The 18,179-nt window shown below is 58.2% G+C and carries 18 protein-coding genes and 1 pseudogene; 12 read left to right on the top strand and 7 right to left on the bottom strand.

The window, feature by feature from the left end:
• A pseudogene (locus tag AC13DD_RS21020) lies at positions 1–986 on the top strand (IS3-like element ISMaq2 family transposase); the annotation flags it as partial.
• 167 nt (positions 987–1,153) lie between these two features.
• Entirely contained in the window at positions 1,154–2,023 is an 870-nt protein-coding gene (locus AC13DD_RS21015; protein WP_482931695.1) for a LysR family transcriptional regulator, read from the top strand.
• A 74-nt stretch (positions 2,024–2,097) separates the two neighbouring features.
• On the opposite strand, the gene AC13DD_RS21010 is transcribed toward AC13DD_RS21015, so the two are convergent.
• The 4 genes from AC13DD_RS21010 to AC13DD_RS20995 all read right to left on the bottom strand — a co-directional run bounded on the left by AC13DD_RS21010 (position 2,098) and on the right by AC13DD_RS20995 (position 4,408).
• Positions 2,098–3,138, bottom strand: a complete 1,041-nt coding sequence (locus AC13DD_RS21010) for an NAD(P)H-dependent flavin oxidoreductase (RefSeq protein WP_482901967.1) — start codon at positions 3,136–3,138, stop codon at positions 2,098–2,100.
• Between the two features lie 27 nt (positions 3,139–3,165).
• Positions 3,166–3,363 (bottom strand): tautomerase family protein, encoded by a 198-nt coding sequence (locus tag AC13DD_RS21005; protein ID WP_482901966.1) that lies wholly within the window; start codon positions 3,361–3,363, stop codon positions 3,166–3,168.
• Positions 3,364–3,433: 70 nt separating this feature from the next.
• Positions 3,434–3,790 carry a nuclear transport factor 2 family protein gene (locus AC13DD_RS21000; protein WP_482931694.1) on the bottom strand — a complete coding sequence of 119 codons (357 nt, stop codon included), beginning with the start codon at positions 3,788–3,790 and terminating at the stop codon, positions 3,434–3,436.
• Positions 3,791–4,408, bottom strand: a complete 618-nt coding sequence (locus AC13DD_RS20995; RefSeq protein ID WP_482931693.1) for a glutathione S-transferase family protein — start codon at positions 4,406–4,408, stop codon at positions 3,791–3,793.
• Between the two features lie 125 nt (positions 4,409–4,533).
• On the opposite strand from AC13DD_RS20995, the gene AC13DD_RS20990 reads away from it, so the two are divergent.
• From AC13DD_RS20990 to AC13DD_RS20975, 4 genes are all read left to right on the top strand, one after another.
• Positions 4,534–5,418, top strand: coding sequence for a LysR family transcriptional regulator (locus AC13DD_RS20990; RefSeq protein ID WP_482901963.1), 885 nt, complete (start codon positions 4,534–4,536; stop codon positions 5,416–5,418).
• Positions 5,419–5,800: 382 nt separating this feature from the next.
• Positions 5,801–7,015, top strand: a complete 1,215-nt coding sequence (locus AC13DD_RS20985; protein ID WP_482931692.1) for a serine hydrolase domain-containing protein — start codon at positions 5,801–5,803, stop codon at positions 7,013–7,015.
• Positions 7,012–7,947 carry a M14 family metallopeptidase gene (locus AC13DD_RS20980; protein ID WP_482931691.1) on the top strand — a complete coding sequence of 312 codons (936 nt, stop codon included), beginning with the start codon at positions 7,012–7,014 and terminating at the stop codon, positions 7,945–7,947. Before AC13DD_RS20985 ends, AC13DD_RS20980 begins: the two co-directional genes overlap by 4 nt.
• A gap of 77 nt (positions 7,948–8,024) precedes the next feature.
• Positions 8,025–8,411, top strand: coding sequence for a phosphate-starvation-inducible PsiE family protein (locus AC13DD_RS20975; RefSeq protein ID WP_482931690.1), 387 nt, complete (start codon positions 8,025–8,027; stop codon positions 8,409–8,411).
• On the opposite strand, the gene AC13DD_RS20970 is transcribed toward AC13DD_RS20975, so the two are convergent.
• Positions 8,408–9,217, bottom strand: a complete 810-nt coding sequence (locus AC13DD_RS20970) for a substrate-binding periplasmic protein (RefSeq protein ID WP_482931689.1) — start codon at positions 9,215–9,217, stop codon at positions 8,408–8,410. The two genes, AC13DD_RS20975 and AC13DD_RS20970, sit on opposite strands and share 4 nt — an antisense overlap.
• Positions 9,218–9,384: 167 nt before the next feature.
• On the opposite strand from AC13DD_RS20970, the gene AC13DD_RS20965 reads away from it, so the two are divergent.
• Positions 9,385–9,693 carry a hypothetical protein gene (locus AC13DD_RS20965; RefSeq protein ID WP_008170638.1) on the top strand — a complete coding sequence of 103 codons (309 nt, stop codon included), beginning with the start codon at positions 9,385–9,387 and terminating at the stop codon, positions 9,691–9,693.
• A 27-nt stretch (positions 9,694–9,720) separates the two neighbouring features.
• Here the strand turns inward: AC13DD_RS20965 and AC13DD_RS20960 are convergent, their stop codons facing one another.
• Positions 9,721–10,797, bottom strand: a complete 1,077-nt coding sequence (locus tag AC13DD_RS20960; RefSeq protein WP_482931688.1) for a TauD/TfdA dioxygenase family protein — start codon at positions 10,795–10,797, stop codon at positions 9,721–9,723.
• Positions 10,798–10,986: 189 nt separating this feature from the next.
• Between AC13DD_RS20960 and osmF the strand changes: the two genes are divergently transcribed.
• From osmF to AC13DD_RS20935, 5 genes are all read left to right on the top strand, one after another.
• Positions 10,987–11,910 (top strand): glycine betaine ABC transporter substrate-binding protein OsmF, encoded by a 924-nt coding sequence (gene osmF, locus AC13DD_RS20955; RefSeq protein WP_104270259.1) that lies wholly within the window; start codon positions 10,987–10,989, stop codon positions 11,908–11,910.
• Positions 11,911–11,946: 36 nt separating this feature from the next.
• Positions 11,947–13,101, top strand: a complete 1,155-nt coding sequence (locus AC13DD_RS20950) for an ABC transporter permease subunit (RefSeq protein ID WP_476159151.1) — start codon at positions 11,947–11,949, stop codon at positions 13,099–13,101.
• Between the two features lie 20 nt (positions 13,102–13,121).
• Positions 13,122–14,069 carry an ABC transporter ATP-binding protein gene (locus AC13DD_RS20945; protein ID WP_053114743.1) on the top strand — a complete coding sequence of 316 codons (948 nt, stop codon included), beginning with the start codon at positions 13,122–13,124 and terminating at the stop codon, positions 14,067–14,069.
• Positions 14,069–14,812: an ABC transporter permease gene (locus AC13DD_RS20940; RefSeq protein WP_273085163.1), complete on the top strand. Its 744-nt coding sequence runs from the start codon at positions 14,069–14,071 to the stop codon at positions 14,810–14,812. Before AC13DD_RS20945 ends, AC13DD_RS20940 begins: the two co-directional genes overlap by 1 nt.
• A gap of 86 nt (positions 14,813–14,898) precedes the next feature.
• Positions 14,899–16,170, top strand: coding sequence for an MFS transporter (locus tag AC13DD_RS20935; RefSeq protein ID WP_008170625.1), 1,272 nt, complete (start codon positions 14,899–14,901; stop codon positions 16,168–16,170).
• Between the two features lie 18 nt (positions 16,171–16,188).
• Here AC13DD_RS20935 and AC13DD_RS20930 read toward each other — a convergent pair whose 3' ends face one another.
• Positions 16,189–18,174, bottom strand: coding sequence for a hypothetical protein (locus tag AC13DD_RS20930; RefSeq protein ID WP_273085166.1), 1,986 nt, complete (start codon positions 18,172–18,174; stop codon positions 16,189–16,191).
• Positions 18,175–18,179: the final 5 nt, after the last annotated feature.

The raw sequence follows: 18,179 nt of genomic DNA, 5'->3' as shown, positions 1-18,179 counted from the left end.
GAGGTGAAAGCCCTGAACAAGAAGGTTCGGGAGCTGGAGCGGATGTTAGGCCGTAAGACGATGGAAGCTGAAATACTCCGGGAAGCCCTGGAGGTGGCTCAGTCAAAAAAGTTGATCTCGCGCATGCCGTTGCTGCCACCGGACGATACCCTCTGAAGCCGGTTGCTGAAGTGCTGAAGGTATCGCGCTCCAATCTGTTGGATCGCCTTCATGGTCGCCAGAAAGGCCGAAGCCCGAGATACAGCAAACAGGACGATGACCGGCATTTACCGTTTATCCGTGAGCTGTGCGAGGCCCGTGCTGCCAATGGCTATCGAAGGATCACGGCTCGACTGAATCGGTTGCTCGCAGCCAACGATGAGCGAGTAAACCACAAGCGCGTGTACCGACTGATGAAGCAGGATGGGCTGCTGTTACCCCGGTATACAGGGCGACCTCAAGAGCGCTGCCACAATGGCCAGGTTATTACGTTGAAGCCGGACCTTCGCTGGTGCTCAGATGGCTTTGAGATCCGCTGCTGGAACAAGGAGGTTGTCCGTGTAGCCTTCAGCCTGGACTGCTGTGATCGCGAGCTGATGCGCTATGTAGCGACTACTGGTGGCATCACCGGTGAGATGGTTCAGGACCTGCTGCTGGAAAGCTTGGAATACCGGTTCGGCCAGTCAGAGCGAGTGCCTCATCCGCTGGAATGGCTGACGGACAATGGCAGTTGCTACATTGCCAAAGAAACGCGAGCCTTCGCGTCCTCTCTGGGCTTTGTAGTGTGTACCACACCGGTGAGAAGCCCTCAGAGCAACGGCATGGCTGAGGCCTTCGTGAAGACGTTTAAGCGCGACTATGTGTACTTGAACGATCTCCCTGATGCCGCCACGGTGATGGCCAGGTTGCCGGAATGGGTCGAAGACTATAACCGCAGCCACCCACACAAGGGGCTGAAAATGAAATCGCCCTGGGAGTACCGGGCAGAACTGGCATCAAACGAATGAGGTGGTGTCCGGTTTAGCGGGGGCAACTACATATGCCGATGTGTGAAAAGTTTCTTGGGTACACGTTGCTCATTGGCTGTCCTCCTTTGTTAAGACTGAGAGCAGGTTACATGGGGCTGATAATTAGTTAAAATTATCATTTATTCTCTAAAAGATTACGTAATGTAATGATAAATACGGCCTGGTTACGCACCTTTTGCACACTGGTGGAAGTCGGTCATTTCACCCGAACCGGCGAGCGCCTTCACATGACACAGTCGGGGGGCAGTCAGCATGTGCGTAAGCTTGAAGAGCAGCTCGGTACCGAATTGCTTGTGAGGCAGGGTAAGCAGTTTTCTCTATCGGGTGCAGGCGAAAGGCTTTATACCGAGGCGCAGGGCATCCTCTTTGCGTTGTCGAATCTGGAACAGACAGTCGGAGAGGATCCGCCCTTTGCAGGCAGTGTGCGGATCATGTCTCCGGGTAGTGTCGGGCTGAAGCTTTATCCACATCTCTTGGCGCTACAGAGCAAGCACCCGAAGCTTGTTATCGATTACCGGTTTGCGCCAAATCCGGATGTGGAGAACGCGATCGCGAAGTCGATTGTTGATCTCGGATTCATGACTTCGAAATCTACCCTGTCCGAGGTAAGTTGCACGCCTGTCGCGCAGGAATCGCTGCTGTTGGTAACACCTGCTACTGTCGAGGAACCGGACTGGGACACTCTGATGGCTCTAGGGTTTATCGATCACCCGGATGGGAGTCATCACGCCAGCTTGCTTCTTGGTGCCAATTACCCTGAGTTTCAGCACAGTAACCTGTTTCCCAGAAAGGGGTTCTCGAACCAGATCGGTTTGATTCTGGAGCCGGTTAGTATGGGTTTGGGTTTTACCGTCTTACCTGCACATGCCGTTGAGGCCTTTGAGAAGTCTGAGCACATCAAAGCTCATCCTCTCGCTAACCCGGTCAGCGAAACGTTATATCTGTGCGTTCCCCGGCATCGGGCACTTCAGGCGAGGATGAAGACTGTAATAGCTGAAGCCAAGAGGGGGCTTTAAAACCGGCTGTTGCCTTCGTCTTTTACTTGGCCTTTTCTGGCAAGACGCAGAAGGCATTTGTTCGCCAGCAAGCATTACTCGAAACCCGCCAACCTCAACGTCATTTCCCCGGCTGAGATCTCTTCGCACCCCATGGTGTTCTGCCCCGCCCAAAGGGGCGAAAAGTCTCCCTTGCCAAGCTTTTCTGCCTCCGATCTGAGGGGTGCCAGTGCAGCCGCCGCATTGGGAAAATCAGGCACGCGCAAACTGATAGGGCCTTGCTCGCGAATGAGCCGGTTGACGATGCCGCGCGCTGGCCGGCCGGAAAACACGTTGGTGATTTCGGTGTGGGAAGCTTGCTGGGACTGAAGGGCGGCCCGGTGGATGGCACTGGTTTTTGCTTCGGTACACAGCAGGTAAGCTGTGCCGACCTGGGCCGCGGTGGCGCCCAGTTGTATGGCTGCTTTGACACCTTCGGAAGAGGCAATGCCGCCTGCCGCAATTACAGGGAGCTTCACTCTGGATGTGATTCGGGGGAGTAACGCAAATATACCCATGTGCAGACCAAGGTCGTCAGACAGAAAGTGGCCGCGGTGACCACCGGCTTCGAGCCCTTGCGCAATGATGGCGTCTGCGCCTCTCTCCTCCAGCCACAAGGCTTCGGCCACCGTAGTGGCACTGGCCAGTACTTTAACACCGTTGGATTTGATGTGGGCCAGCAAATCGGGGGCCGGTAAGCCGAAGTGAAAGCTCACTACCGCAGGCTTCAATTCAGCCACCAGGTCGGCCGTTTGTTCATCGAAAGGGCGGCGGCCTGGGCCGCCGGCGTCTTCGTTCATCTCCAGCCTCAGTTCCTCGTAGTAGGGTTGCAGGCTTTGCCGCCAGGCGGCTTCTTTCTCCGGGTCTTCCGGTGGCTGGGTGTGGCAGAAGAAATTCAGGTTGAAGGGCCGGTCTGTTGCGGCCCGGATATTGGCGATTTCTTCGCGGATTTTTTCGCCTGTGAGCATGGCGCAGGGGAGCGAACCCAGCCCGCCCGCTTTGGAAACTGCGATGGTCAACGCGCTGTCCTGCACGCCGGCCATCGGTGCCTGAATCACTGGGTAGTCAACGTTCAGAAGTTCCCGGAGGGTGGTCATGGTGAGTTCTGCTCCCCTGTTAGTTGGTTATCGCTTTCGCAGTTCGGTGACAGTTTCCCCTTTGACGCCCCAGTTGTCGGTCGACACTTCGTCGATGACCACGTGGGTGGCGTCAGGGTTCTTGTTCAGAATGTCCACCAGTAGCTGCGTCGTTCCCTGAATCAGTTGGCGCTTCTGTTCAACGGTCACGTTGTCGTCGGTGACCTTGATGTTGACATAAGGCATTCGAAATTCCTATTGTTCAATGGTTGGATGGCCTGCCGGGTGGCAGGCTTTTCATGGTTTTTCCGTTCATTCAGGCGATGGCTGGCGCGTACATCTTGTTGACGATCCTCCAGACACCGTCCTCCTTCAGCAAACCCAGGTAGTCGGTAAAGTTGCCGTGGGGAAGCGGGCACGCCACTTTCACCATGGCCTGGCTGTCTGCCAGTTCCACCCGGAGAATGCGGTAGTTCTCCGGGTGACCGATGTGCGCGGGTATTGGTCGCCTTGCGACATCGGTTAGCCATTCATTCAGTGTGCGCCGCAGGCCAGGTGATTTGAGTACACAGTCCTGGTGAAACAGCGGCGACAGTCGGTCGGTGTCCCCCGTGTGCAGGCCCTGAAAATACTCGTTCACCATGGCTTCCAGTTGGGGTTGTTCGGTATCCATTTATGCCGCCGCCCCCGTGCTGTAATCCTGTTCCCGCTGAATAGCCCACTGCATACTGTCGCGCTTCAATACAGCATCCACCATCAGTCGGCTGTTTGGGCCGAGCACGATATCTACGGGGAAGAACTCGCCCCAACGAGAGTACACAGCCAGCAGAATGTCGGCGGGTGAGATGTCGTGCCCCCCGAGGTAAGGCGTGTGCTCCAGCCTCGCTTCCACCACCTGCCACAGTTTATTGATGGCCACCGCCGCAGAATCGAAAACTTGTTGCCTGGCCGCTGCATCCGACACGTTGGCTTGGGCAAAGAACAGTCGTCCATAGGCGGGGTGCATGGTGGCGTTTGCAAACATCATGTTTTCGATGGCCCGGTGCCGTGCGTCGCCGCTTTCAGGGATCAAGTTGTTCTTATGCTTATTGAGCAGGTAAAGGATGACCGCAACGCCTTCGTTTATCACCTTGTCACCGTCCACGAGCACGGGGACGGTACCGACGGGATTAAGGGCTTCAAAGTGGTTGGCGTCCAGCTTGTGAACCAGTGTGCTTTTCTGGTCGAGCTCGTTAAGAACCGCCTGCGTGGCCAGTGAACAGGCGTTGGGAATGAAGTAAAGGGTGTACATAATAAAACCTCGTGTATTGGGTAATTGCGTGATCGCCGGTAAAGTTTGGTGCTTCCCATCATGTTCTTAAATGGCAATAATGTTTTTACAGTATCAACATTTTGGAAACATTTAGGCCGAGCGGTATGGATAAATTGCGAGCAATGCGAATGTTCGTTCGGGTAGTGGATGCCGGTAGCTTCACCAGCGTGGCTAACGAGCTGAACGTAACCACGTCGATGATCAGCAAGGAGATAGGGCGACTGGAGGAGGACCTGGGGGTAAGGCTGCTGCACCGCTCGACCCGGGGCCAGCAGTTGACGTCCATCGGCGAGGGCTACCTGAAACGGTGCCGGGAATTGCAGGTTCAGGTAGACGACGCAGACGCCTACGTGCAGCACATGCAGGAAAACCCGCGCGGTAAATTGCGCATCAACGCGCCCATGGCGTTGGGCATTACCGACCTGTCCCAGCTGTTCTCCGCCTATATGAAACAATACCCGGATGTGGAGCTGGACATACAGCTTGGAGACGAAAGCCTGGATCTGATCGAGCATGGTTTTGATCTGGGGTTCCGGGCGTCCAGCCAGATGCTAGATTCCAATTATGTGGGCAAACCGCTGGTCCGTTTTACCTACAAGGTGTGCGTGTCACCCAGCTACCTGGAGAGCCATCCTCCGATTCGGGACGTGGAGGATCTGGCCGCGCATAATTGCTTCGTCTACAGCTACTTCAAGTCGGGAAATTTTTGGCCGCTGGCGCAGGGGATCATCGTTGGTGGTTCCCTTAAGGTGAACAGTACGTTGTTCATGAAACAGGTGATTGAGGACGGGCTGGGCATAGGTTTTCTCCCCAGCTTTGTGGCCAGGGAGGGCATCGAGCAGGGCAAGCTGTTGGAAGTGCTGCCGGAGGTGAGCCGCCCGGACCTTACACTGTATGCGCTCTATCCGAACCGGCAGTTTACGCAGCCAAAATTACTCAGCTGCATTGAGTTTCTGCAATCCTGGTTTCTGTCCAGGAACCTGGACTAGCCGTGCTCGGGTCAGACTACTTGCCATTACCTCTGAGCGGCGCAGCCTCGCTTTGTCAGGCCTGCCGCTGAGTGTGTTGGTGGGGCTGAGTTATGCGCCGTGGCTTCATGAATGACGCCTGACTATCTCGCAGAATTGTTTTATGGTGCAGCACTGCGATCACGTAAATAATAGTCGCTGCCGGACTGCCTGTTCTCGATGTTTCAGGTGTCTCAGTAAGAGGCGATAGAGAAAAACCGATGACTGTTCATTCTGGCTCTTGCCTGTGTGGCACTGTGAAGTTTGAGTTAGAAGGCGACTTTGGCGACGTGCCAGAGTTCGAGGGCCTGCCAGAGTAAGCTGGTCGCATAAATCCGAAAACCCGCAAGTAGGTGCCCCCTCTATGACGGAACACACACAGGTTGCTGGCCTGTCTACGGATCATCTTTCAAACATTGAAAGCCACCTTGACCGTTGCTACATCCAGCCCGGGAAGTTACCCGGCGCGCTGACACTGGTCGCCCGGCAAGGGGAAATTGCCTATGTGAAAGCCCAGGGACTGATGGACGTGGAACGCAACAAGCCGGTCCGCCGGGATACGGTGTTCCGCATCTATTCCATGACCAAGCCGATCACATCTATCGCCATGATGCAGCTCTATGAGCAGGGGCGGTTTTTACTGGATGATCCCGTACACAAGTATATTCCTGCCTGGAGGCATCGGCGGATTTATAAAAGCGGAGTTTATCCGAACTTCCTGACCACGCCTGCATCCAGCACCATGACGATTCGCGACCTGTTCACGCATATGTCAGGCCTGACTTACGGATTTATGCAGCGCACCAACGTTGATGCTGCCTATCGCGAGCTTAAGCTGGATGGCAGCCGGAGTATGACGCTGGAAGCCCTGGTCGATCACCTCGCAGAGCTGCCTCTGGAGTTTTCCCCGGGCACAGCCTGGAACTATTCGGTCAGCACGGATGTGCTTGGGTATCTGGTGCAGTTGCTGTCGGGTAAGCCGTTTGATGAGTATCTGCGGGAGCATATTTTTGAGCCTCTGGATATGCCTGACACCGGCTTCCATGTTCGGGATGATCAACTTGACCGCTTCGCTGCCTGCTATCAGTACCAGGCTGGAGATCAGTTCACGCTGCAGGATGACCCCGAGACGTCTCCCTTCCGGCGCAAGCCTCAGTTCGTGTCCGGCGGCGGCGGGCTGGTTTCCACCATCGACGATTATTTCCACTTCGCCCAGGCACTGTGCCAGGGTGGCGAGTTCCGCGGGCGGCGGATTATTGGTCGAAAAACTCTGGAATTCATGTGTCGTAACCACCTGCCTTACAATCAGGACCTACCGGGCCTGTCTGTCGGTGCTTTCAGCGAGACACCTTATGCCGGCACTGGCTTTGGTCTGGGCTTTTCGGTAAAAACCGACGTCGCCAAATCCCAGACCAACGGATCGGTCGGTGAGTACGGTTGGGGTGGCCTTGCGAGCACCAACTTTTTCGTCGATCCCGTGGAGGAGCTGGTGATGATCTTCATGACGCAACTGATTCCCTCATCAACATACCCCATCCGTCAGGAGTTACGGGCAATCGTTAACGGAGCGCTGCTATGAACACAGTTTCAACACCCTATCCAATTGGCACTCCCGGCACTCCCTGGGGCGATGCGGAACGCGCCGAGTGGTTGTCACGGCAGACCCGCCAGCGCAGTTACGAGGCGGAGGTGTTGAGTGTGATCGAGGGCCTGCGCTCGCGCTTTGATGTGGAAGAGTACGGCGCTCTGGATTACGGCCCGGATTACTATCCGCTGATGGCGATTCGCAGCCGCGACTGGAATAACGATCTGCCGGTGGTGCTGATAACCGGCGGCGTTCACGGGTATGAAACCAGTGGTGTGCATGGCGCGCTGCAGTTCCTGGATAAGCACGCGGAGGATTATGCCGGCCGCGTGAACTTGCTGGTTGCGCCCTGTGTCAGTCCCTGGGCGTATGAGCGCATTCATCGCTGGAACTATAATGCGATTGATCCCAACCGTTCATTCCACGAGGGCAGTCGGGCGGAGGAGTCAGCCGCCCTTATGCGATTGGTAGCGCCTGTTCGTGACAGTACCTTGATTCATATCGACCTGCACGAGACTACCGATACCGACGAATCGGAGTTTCGCCCGGCGCTGGCTGCCCGCGACGGCAAGCCGTTCGAACCGGCGGGGATTCCCGATGGCTTTTACGTGGTCGACGACAGCGAGAACCCACAGCCTGAATTCCAGCAGGCATTGATCAGAGCGGTGGAGCAGGTGACGCATATTGCGCCGGCCGATGACAGCGGCGAGATCTTCGGCTCCCCGGTGGTCGCCCGGGGCGTGATCGCATATCCGCTCACGCAGTGGGGCCTGTGCGCCGGTATTACGAGTGCGCCCTACCGGACCACCACCGAGGTTTACCCCGATAGCCCCCGTGTAACCCCCGAGCAATGTAATGCCGCGCAGGCTGCGGCGGTATGTGCGGCAATTGACTATGGGTTGGCTCATCGCGGAACCGCTCTTTAATCAATGTGATCGGCGTAGGCTGATTACTTGGCTAGACTTTCCGAAGAGACAGACCCTAAAACAACAAGGCAAACCCCATGGATGCTTCCGAAAAGAAGTTGGCGCTTGGTCTTTTCCAGATAGTCGAGCGCATTCTGTTGTTCATCGTTGTGTTGATGACACTCGGGGGCGTGGCCTTCGAGCTCCATTCGCTCTACATCGCCCAGAACATCAATCTTGCAGACATTCTGTTGATGTTCCTGTATCTGGAGGTCATCGGCATGGTGGCTGTGTTCTACTCGGATCGGCGATCTGCTTCTGTATTCCCCATTTTCATTGCCATCACGGCACTGGCCCGACTGATTATTCTTCAGGGCAAGGATATGGCGCCCGAGAATATTCTCTTCGAGGCCATTGCGATTCTGATTCTCTCCATCGCGGCGTTTGTGATGACCCGGCTCAATCAGGTTCGCAAATATGACTAGCCGGACTCGGATAGATAGGGCTGCGCCAGGACCTCAAGCTTTTCTTCTCTGAGTTCGCCAATGGCGTTCCATATTTGCTCGGCAAGCTCCGGGTTAGCCGCTTTAAACTGCCGGGACAGCATCAGGTAGTAGGGTTTGGTTTTCAGGGGTGGGTCGATCCGGACAATGTCCGCTAATGGGCCAGGATTCTTGCTCAACAGAAAATCCGCCGTAACCGACTGGAGGGCGACAGCGTCCACCCGCTTTGCAACCAGCAGCTGGAGGCTTTGCCTGGAACTGCGGACTTTCAATACCGAGACGCCCAGGTCCTCCAGATCGTTCACGATGGAATAACCCAGCGGCGCGCCGATCTCGAGATCGGGATCTTCAAAGAGCTCGCCGTTCCATCCGAGCTCAGCATTTGGCAGGGCGTATAGATGGTAGCTGATGGTAGTCAGGCGACGTGAGGGATCTACCTGACCATTCTGCCGGGGATATTCGCCTATGCGGGTGCGTGCATCGTTGTAGGATGCATTGAATATTCCATCCACCTGGCCGGTTTCGAGCACTGCCAGGCATCGTTTCCAGGGATAGCGGCTGAACTTGATTCGCAAACCCGGTACCCGCTCTTCCAGCAGTTTGACGAGTTCCACCGCTGCGCCGGGTCTCTCCAGAACCTTCTGGGTGTCGCCCATGTAATAGGGGAACTGCGTTTTATCTTCGTAGGCAACGTGCAGGACGGTTTCCGCATGGCCAATTCGGGCTGGGCTCCAGAGAAGCAGAATGGATAGCGCGAGAGTGAGACCTGCATGAAGACACGCTTTCATGGGCATGCTCAAAAGAGTGAAGAGACAGGAATAGCTTAGTTTGTGGCGAGGAATTTTCAATACATCTTTCCATTGAGACCAGCAGGTCTGGCATCGGGCTGGAATGTATAAGACCATGCTATCCATACTTTCGAAAAGAGGCCATTACGGCCTGGGAGACCTGATCAATGAAGTACAAGAGTCTTGGGTTTTTGTTGGCGGTTGGCGCTTTGACGGGCTGTCAGACGTCCTCTCATGTTTCTTCCGCAGCTATGGATGGAGACGGCATTACCTGTAATGAAATCTACCAGGCATTTTCAGCCTATGAGAGTGACCGGCAATCCGCGGCGGCTTGGGCCCAGCTGGGCACCTTGATCAGCCCCAGTGCCGGGAACTACGCGGATATGGGCGTGAAAACCGCCGCGAAATACTACGATCAGATCAAGGCGGCAACGAATATCTCTCTCGCTGTGCGCGGTTGTCAGCCGGTGCAGTGACGCACGGCCGCATGCAAAACGGGTGAATCAGTTCTGCATGCGGATATCGTCTTTCCACCGGAAGCCCACGCCACCGGCCTGCCATACGCCGTCTTTGTTGAACGGGTGGGGGCCGGCCATGTTGATGTATTGGGGCAGCCCGAAATGGGGCGACAGGTTTCTCGGTGCCTTGATGGTGACCCGGTCCATGATGCGCAGTCCCTGTTGCTCTGCCGGCAGATGCGCTTCTGGCGCGGCGCGGTGGGCGACGGCCCAGTTATCGATAAATAACAGATCGCCGGTTTCGTATTCGTAGCGAATTCCGTAGCCACCCTCGAAGGAATCGTTCAGCAGATCGTTGTAATCGTTGAACAGTTCCTTCATGGCGGCCTCGTCCAGCAGGTGGAAGCTGTCCGCGGGTGCGGGTAGGGTCTTCAACTGGTCGAGCGTCAGACCTTCTTCCGGCAGGCGCTCCAGCACGGCGCCGGTCATGCCCAGATGCAGCCAGACACTCTTGCGACCGGAAATCGGGTGGGTGTGAACCACGGGGTGGGTCACACTGGATGCGGAGTTTACCGACACCAGTCGTTCCCAGAAATCCTGTTTCTCCGGAGGGAGTGCGTCAAAGGCCTCACCCTGGTGCGCGAAGTGGGTGCCGCCGCCATTCTCGGGCGCACGGGCCATGTAGTAGGCGCTGTGGGAGAAGGTGGCGGCTTCGAAACTGCCATCGTTGTGCCATTGCGGGCCAACGCCAAGAATGCCCTGGCGGCCATCGTTAGAGCAGCGGAAAATGTGCCGGTTACGGCCGGGTGTTGCGGGATGCACGCCGTGGGTGGAATGGATCTCGCGCCCGCCCCACCATTTGCAGGCTTCAATCAGTTCATCGGGGGAAAGGCCGGCTTGGTGCTTGAATACGATGAACCCGCGATTTGCCATTTCCTCTTCCAGGGCCTTGATAGCCGGCTCTGGCAGCTGGTTGCGCACGTCGGATCCGTAGATCTCAACGCCGATAGGGTCCAGTGGCTTGAGGGTTAAACCTTCCTGTTCGAGCAGTGCCACGTTATCAGGGTTCAGGGGCGCTACGGTGGAGGTGGGTTCGAGGGTCTTTTCCAGGGTCTGTGCCATAACCTTCACTACCATGCTGCTCGCTATTTAGACAGCCTAACCCGTTGGGTTTCCGGATTTCAAATACGATGTCCGTTCCGCCCGATTTTGGAACTGGCCTCCTGCGGGCCGGTGCCGGCAAGACCAAATCCCGTTTGCCTTCGTAGATGCGGCCTCTAGACTGATAGTGGTAACCAAAAACCGAGAGGAATGGCCGTGACTCCCAAATCCCTTTTGCGCCGCACAGCGGCATTGATAGCGTTCGTGATGTCCGGATCGGTAATGGCTGCTGATCCCGTGGTGGTGTCCTCCAAGATCGACACCGAGGGCTCGGTACTGGGGCAGATGGTGTTGCAGTCCCTGGAGGGGGCGGGTATTCCGGTTGAAAACAGACTGCAGTTGGGTGGCACCAGCATCGTCCGCAATGCGATCAAGGCCGGCGAAATCGATATCTACCCCGAGTACACCGGCAATGCTGCGTTCTTTCACGATCAGGCGGATCGGGATATCTGGAAAGATGCGGATAAGGCCTACCAGGAGGCTGCTCGCCTGGATAAAGAGGCACATAACATTGTCTGGCTGGAACCCGCCGAAGCAAACAACACCTGGGCTATGAGCGTGCGGGGCGATTTGGCGCGGGAAAATAACCTGGCCACACTCGAAGATCATGCGAATTACATCAATGAGGGCGGTGCCTTCAAGTTTGCGGCCAGCGCCGAGTTTGTGGAATCCGCCAGTGCCTTGCCGGCGTTCCAGGAGGCCTATGGCTTCAAGCTGGAATCCGACCAGCTGTTGATTCTTTCCGGTGGCAACACGGCGGCGACATTGCGCGCGGCGGCCCTGAATAACAACGACGTAAACGGTGCGATGACCTACGGCACCGATGGCGGGCTGGATGCGCTGGATCTGAAGGTAATGGAAGATACCGCAGGCGTTCAGCCGGTGTATCAGCCAGCGCCGATCGTGCGTGGCGAGGTGCTGGAAGCCTATCCGCAGATCCGGGAAGTGCTGACGCCGATCTTCGAATCGCTGGATCTCGAAACGCTGCAGCGCCTGAATGGCCAGGTGGCCGTGAACGGGGTACCGGCGGATACCGTCGCCCGGGATTACCTGGATTCCCTGGCCCAGGACTGAGGTTTGTCGATTTACAGCTCTGTTGCCTCGAACACCATGCCGAACCGTGTCCTGCCTGTGCTGGGGTGTCTTGCCCTGGCGCTGGTCTGGCTTTTGGACCTGGGCGTCATTCAACCCAACCGCATTGTTCCGGGTACCGGTCACGGCCTCATTTCGGCCGTTGGCGGGCCCTGGGCTGGCCTGGTGTCACTGGTTCTGGCTGGCTGCGTTCTGCTGTCTTTTCTGCCGTTGCGCCGGCGGTACCTGCCGCTTCTGGGCCTGGTAGGCCTCTCCCTGGCGCTGCTGCCCCTGTTGCTCGAGGTCTTTGCGGGCCGGCACCTGCCGGAAGACGCACCTTATGCGCGGTCGTCCATCGGAGCCGGTTTCTGGTGTTTGCTGTTTTTGCTGTCGCTGATGCTGATCGAAATCCTCGGGCGCCTCGGGAGCGGGCGAGGGCTGCAGCTGATGATACTGGCCGTCATCGTTGGCAGCTGGCTGTGGATCCTTCGAGGCGGTGGGCTGGAGAGTTTGTCGCTGGTTCGGGAATTCAACGCCCGCCCGGACAAGTTCGAGCAGGCCCTGTGGACTCATCTGGCACTGGCCTTTGGCGCGGTCGGCATCAGCGCCGGTCTGGCTTTTCTACTGGCCCTGAAGATGATTCGTAGTGTGGCCTGGCGCCGTCCCATCCTTGGCGCGGTCAGCTTTCTTCAGACTATTCCCAGCCTGGCGGTATTCGGGTTACTGATCGCACCGCTCAGTGCGCTGGCGGCCGCTTTTCCGGCACTGCAGGCCATGGGGATTCGTGGCATTGGCTGGGCTCCGGCCTTGCTGGCTTTGGTGGCTTACAGTCTGTTGCCCATGGTGCGCAACACCTTCGTCGCGCTTACCGAGGTGCCGGAAAGCCTCGCCGATGCCGGGCGGGGTATGGGAATGAACGAGCGACAGCTGTTCTTCAAACTCACGTTGCCACTGGCGCTTCCCGTGATTGTGGAAGGCGTGCGCATTACCACCATCCAGGCCATTGGCCTGACCGCGGTTGCCGCGCTCATTGGCGCCGGCGGTTTTGGCAGCTTTATCTTTCAGGGCCTGGGGCAGGCGGCGATGGATCTGGTATTGCTTGGTGCGCTGCCCACCATTGCACTCGCGCTGCTGGCGGATGCTCTGCTCACCATGCTGGCGGCCAGTCTCAAGCCGACACCGGCGACGGCCTGACAGGAGAGGGATAAGCCCGGATGATTGAACTGAAAAACGTTACCCGCCGCTTTGGAGATGCCGTGGCGGTGGACCGGATAAACCTCACGGTCGAAACCGGCGAAGTGTGCGTGCTGGTGGGCAGCTCAGGCTGCGGCAAGTCGACTACCCTGCGGATGATCAACCAGTTGCTGCCCCACAGTGAGGGCCAGATCCTGGTGGATGGTAACGATGTTACCGCCATGAACCCCGAGCAGCTGCGGTTGAACATGGGTTATGTGATTCAGGGCACGGGGCTGTTTCCACACTGGACGGTGGCCCGCAATATCGCCATGGTACCCCAGCTTCTGAAATGGCCACGGGAGCGGATCGACGAGCGCGTGCATGAGTTGCTGACGCTGCTGGATCTGGACCAGGCCACCCACGCCAACAAATATCCCCAGCAATTGTCCGGCGGGCAGGCTCAAAGGGTGGGCGTTGCCAGGGCGTTGGCTGCCAACCCCAATATTCTGCTGATGGACGAACCCTTCGGTGCGCTGGATGCCATCACGCGGGAGAACCTGCAGCTGGAGATGCTGCGTATCCAGAGTCAGCTGCGGAAAACCACGGTCTTTGTAACCCACGATATTGACGAAGCCCTGAGGCTGGCGACCCGCATTGCCGTGATGGATCAGGGCCGGATTATCCAGCACGACACGCCGGAGAACATTCTCCGGCGACCCGCCTCCGTTTTTGTGGAGAATCTCGTGGGCAAGCAGGACCGAGGCCTGAAACTGATGAGCCTGCATACCGTGCGGGATCTGATGGAGGCTCACCCTCAGCCCAGAGAGCCGGAACCCGGCGCCGACGGCCTCAAGGAAGACGACAGCCTGCGAGTGGCTCTTTCAATCATGCTCTGGCAGAACTGGAGCCAGGTGCCGGTGTTCAATGCCGATGGCCAGGAAACCGGAACCATCACCCGTGACCGCATTATCCAGGAAGGTGCCTGATGCGGGTCTGGTTGCCGCCTGTGATGCTGACTGTGCTCCTCTGTGCCCTGAGCGCGGGCATGCCGGCTCTCGAACCGCTTTTCGAGTGGATGCAGCCCGATAAGCAGAATGTGATCTACGAGCGGGAGAGCTTTCTCTTTCTGCTCCAGAACCATCTGATGCTGGTGGTGATTTCCGCCCTGGTTGGAACCGTCGCTGCGGTTGCCGGGGGAATCTTCGCCACGCGCCCGGCTGGGCGGGACTTTCTGCCGCTGGTTAGCCAGATTGCCTCTATCGGCCAGACCTTCCCGCCGGTGGCGGTTCTTGCCCTGGCGGTGCCGGTTCTCGGGTTTGGTGAGGCGCCGATTCTGGTGGCGCTGATTCTGTATGGCTTGCTGCCCATTCTGCGCAATACCCTGGCCGGCTTGGAGGGTGTCGATGCCAGAGTGAGGCAGGCGGCGCTCGGTATGGGCATGTCGCCTTTTCAGGTGCTGTTGCAGGTGGAGTTGCCGCTGGCGGGCAGGGTGATCCTGGCCGGTATCCGGACCTCGGTAACCATCAACATTGCAACGGCCGCCATTGGCTCAACCATCGGTGCCAGAACCCTGGGGGATCCGGTGATCGCCGGTCTCGTCAATGGCAACACAGCCTACGTGTTGCAGGGCGCGATTCTGATTGGCATGCTCGCGCTGACGGTGGACAGCCTGTTCGAGGCCGCTGAGCGGGTCTGGGACCGCCGGTTTCTGCCCCAGACCGCAGGCTGATCGCTGGCGCAGGCCATCCGCTGCTTTAAAAATCCTGCTTTGATGTCTAGTCTGACGAAGATGGACAGCGCAAGGAGCACAGCGGAATGAAGTTTCCTTCGAGCACGTCATTTGCACTCCTCGGCGCAGCACTGATCGCGATCAGCTATGGTCTGGCGCGCTTTGCGTTCGGTCTGTTCGTCCCCCCGATCCGGGATGACCTGGGGCTGGCGCCGGATGTGATCGGTGTGATCGGTGCGCTGCCGCTGATCAGTTTCGTATTCGCTACCCTGGTGGCTCCGCTCTCGGCAAATCGTCTTGGTGCCCGCAATACCGCCATGGCATCCGGTATTTTTGGTGTTGTTGGCCTGGCGCTGATCAGCCAGGCCGTGGGGGCCGTCTCCCTCGGGGTGGGTGTTGTTCTCTGTGGTATCTGCACGGGCCTGATGATGCCGGCTCTCACAGCCGCCATGCAGGCGTTGGTGAGACGCTCGCTCCACGGCCGGGTAAGCTCGGTGATGAACGCGGGCACCAGTATCGGTGTCGTCGTTGCTGTGCCGACGATCCTGTTCCTCGCCGGGGCCTGGCGCTATGCCTACGCGTCCTTTGCCGTGCTGGCGGTAATTGGCGTGATTGCCACCTGGTTCTTCATTCCGTCTGTATCCCGTGTTGTGCCCGCCAATGCTGCGCCGGCGCAGCCAATCAGTGCGGATCAATGGTGGCGACTGCTCAGGCTCTCGCTGTTCGCGTTCATGATGGGCTTTGTCTCCGCCGCCTACTGGATTTTCGCACCCGATCTCGTGGTTAATCTGGGATCCATGCCATCCGATGCCACGGCATGGCTGTGGCTGGGGGTCGGTATTGCCGGCCTTGGCGGCGCGGTGGTGGCCGATCTGGCTGACCGGAACAACCCACCGGTTACCCAGGCCCTGATGCTGATGACACTGGCCGCGAGCCTGGCGTTGTTGGCGGCCAGCCCCGACAACCTGATGATTTCGGCGTTTTCAGCACTGGTGTTTGGTCTGGCCTACATGAGTCTGACCGGGCTGTACCTGATGACCGGCATTCGCCTGCTGCCGGGGCGGCTGTCCATGGGCCCCGTACTGCCTTTCATGGCAGTATCACTGGGCCAGGCGGCTGGCTCGCCGATAGTCGGTATTCTTGTTGGCAAGGTGGGTTACGCCGATGCCTTTGCCATGTTCTGCGCCATCGGCATTATCGTGGCCATGTTGTCGCCGCTCTATCCAAGGCATCTGGAATACGAACCGGATGATGAGACCGAAGAGGATACCGGTCTGCAGGCCGCCTACGACTATCAGCTGCAGAACGAGGAGGGCGAGCCCCTGTCGCCGGTCACCGGTAAGACCGAGAGCTATTAGGGCGGATAGCCGAGAGTGTTATTCCTCGGATGTATCTCTCGGCGCCGCCCAGCTTGTGTAGCCCAGGTCCATAACCCGGGCGACTTCCTCATCGGGTATCGCCGATAGATCGCCCAGTTCCAGCGGGTCATAGTGGAAGGCGTACAGTCGAGACGTGAATTCGGCCACGGGCAGGGAAGCTTCACCGCGAAACTCGCCATTGCCGTGGGTTGAGCAGGTAATGCCCTGGCCCCAGTTCTGGCCGCTGTCGTTGTTGGGGTTAAAAAAGTACACCCGCATCTCGTTCTTCGGGCTCAGGGCAACCCGCAGGATATTGATGGCGTGCCGGCCAACAAAGCGGGCGGCGCTGTCTGTTACAGCAATCCCTGCCGGCTGGGCGTGAATGACCGGTATGTTGCCGTTGTAGAAGGGGTGATAGCTCGCGTAGAAATGCCGGATAAATCCCTCGTAGTCCTTTACCTCGCCGGTTTTTACGTCGGCGACCACGCGGAAGCCGTGGCTGACCCACCAGCCGTAGAATTCCGGGTTGATCCAGCGATGGGCGTCGTCGTCCCGGGTCTCACAGCGGCGCCACATCTCACCGTAGAGGCGATCGAGATGAGGGATGAGCACGAGCGATACCGGGTCCACATCCACTGGCGTTCCCTTAACCAGGCCCGGTTCCAGATCGCGGGAAGAAACCTCCTGGCCTTCAAAGCGGCTCAGCACTTCGTTGTCGCGTGCTGCCCAGGCCAGGACTTGCAACAGGTAATCCGCCTCGTTTGACGCCCACATGGAGAGGCCAATGGCAGACTGGCAGGTGGGGTTGTTGCCCTGACCAACGCCCAGCGGCTGGCCCAGCAGGTTGATAACCCCGGCCAGCAGGAATACCCGGGGTGGCCGGGCATCGCCGAACGCCTCTCTGAGAGCCTGATCGGTTTCCGCAGAGGGCTTCAGTTTGATTTGCCGCCACAGTGCCTGGGCCACAGAGGGTGTAAACAGCGATCCGCGCTCCAGCATCATGGTCAGGCCATAGACGGCCTGGCAGGTTTCCGGGTAGATGGCCTCGTCAATCAGGGCATGGACCAGATCGGTGTAACAGTAGAGATCGTCCAGCCCGGTCATGGTCAGCCCCAGTGTGTTGGGGATGAGATCGTCCTGGCCGCTGGCGCGCAGGAACCGGAGCATCACCGCGTGGTAGGGAGAGGCAAGGCCGGTGTCGAACATGCTGCGGGCAAAGTAGGTGGCTTCGGAGGAGAGCGCCACGTCGTCCATGTCTTTCAAACGCTGCTCGTAAACGGCAAGGCCGGGGTCCTCGGCGCTGGCAGGTGTGGGGGCAAAGAGGGCCTTCACCAGCCGCGTGGCATCGGCATTGCGTCCGGTTTTGATGTCGGGGTCGTAAAGGCATTTGGCGATCTGCCCGATCATTTCCCGAATACTGTCGACCTGCACCGGCCCCTGGTCCAGCAATCGCCAGACTTCCGCCACCAGGCTGTCCAATAGGCTTTCATAACCGAGGTGGGAGATCAGGTACCGATAGAGTTCCTGAACGATGGTGCCAAGTTGCTTGGGTCTTTCACGATCGGCTTCGGTGAGCTGGCCAGACAGCAGGTCCAGGTTTAATGCCATCACCTGGGTGAGAAAGTGGCGTGCCTGCTCAGCAGAAATTCCGGGATGGAAGTATTTGCCACGGGTGACGGCCAGCATGCGCAGTTCGCTGACCGCCTCGACAATGGTGGTAACTGCACCCGCCTCCCTCAGAGAGTGTTTGGCGAGCGCCGGTTGCAGCAGGGCTGGCCGGGCCCAGTCGCTGGTGCCGAAAATGCCAGCGGATTCGAGCGACCTTACGCGCCGGTAGATGGCGTCGAAGCCGCCTGGCAGCGTCATTAGCATCCGTGTGCGCTCCAGGAGACTGAGACTGGAGGCTTTGGGGTCCGATTTGCGGGCGCGGGCAAATTCTGCCAGCGCCATGTCGAATTGCATCAATGCCGGCTTGAGCGCAGGATCTGCGTCTTGGCGCTCCATAGCGT

This window comes from Marinobacter sp. L-13, assembly GCF_056857715.1.
Note: the sequence above shows the minus strand (reverse complement) of the source record. Positions and strands in the feature narration are given on the sequence as shown.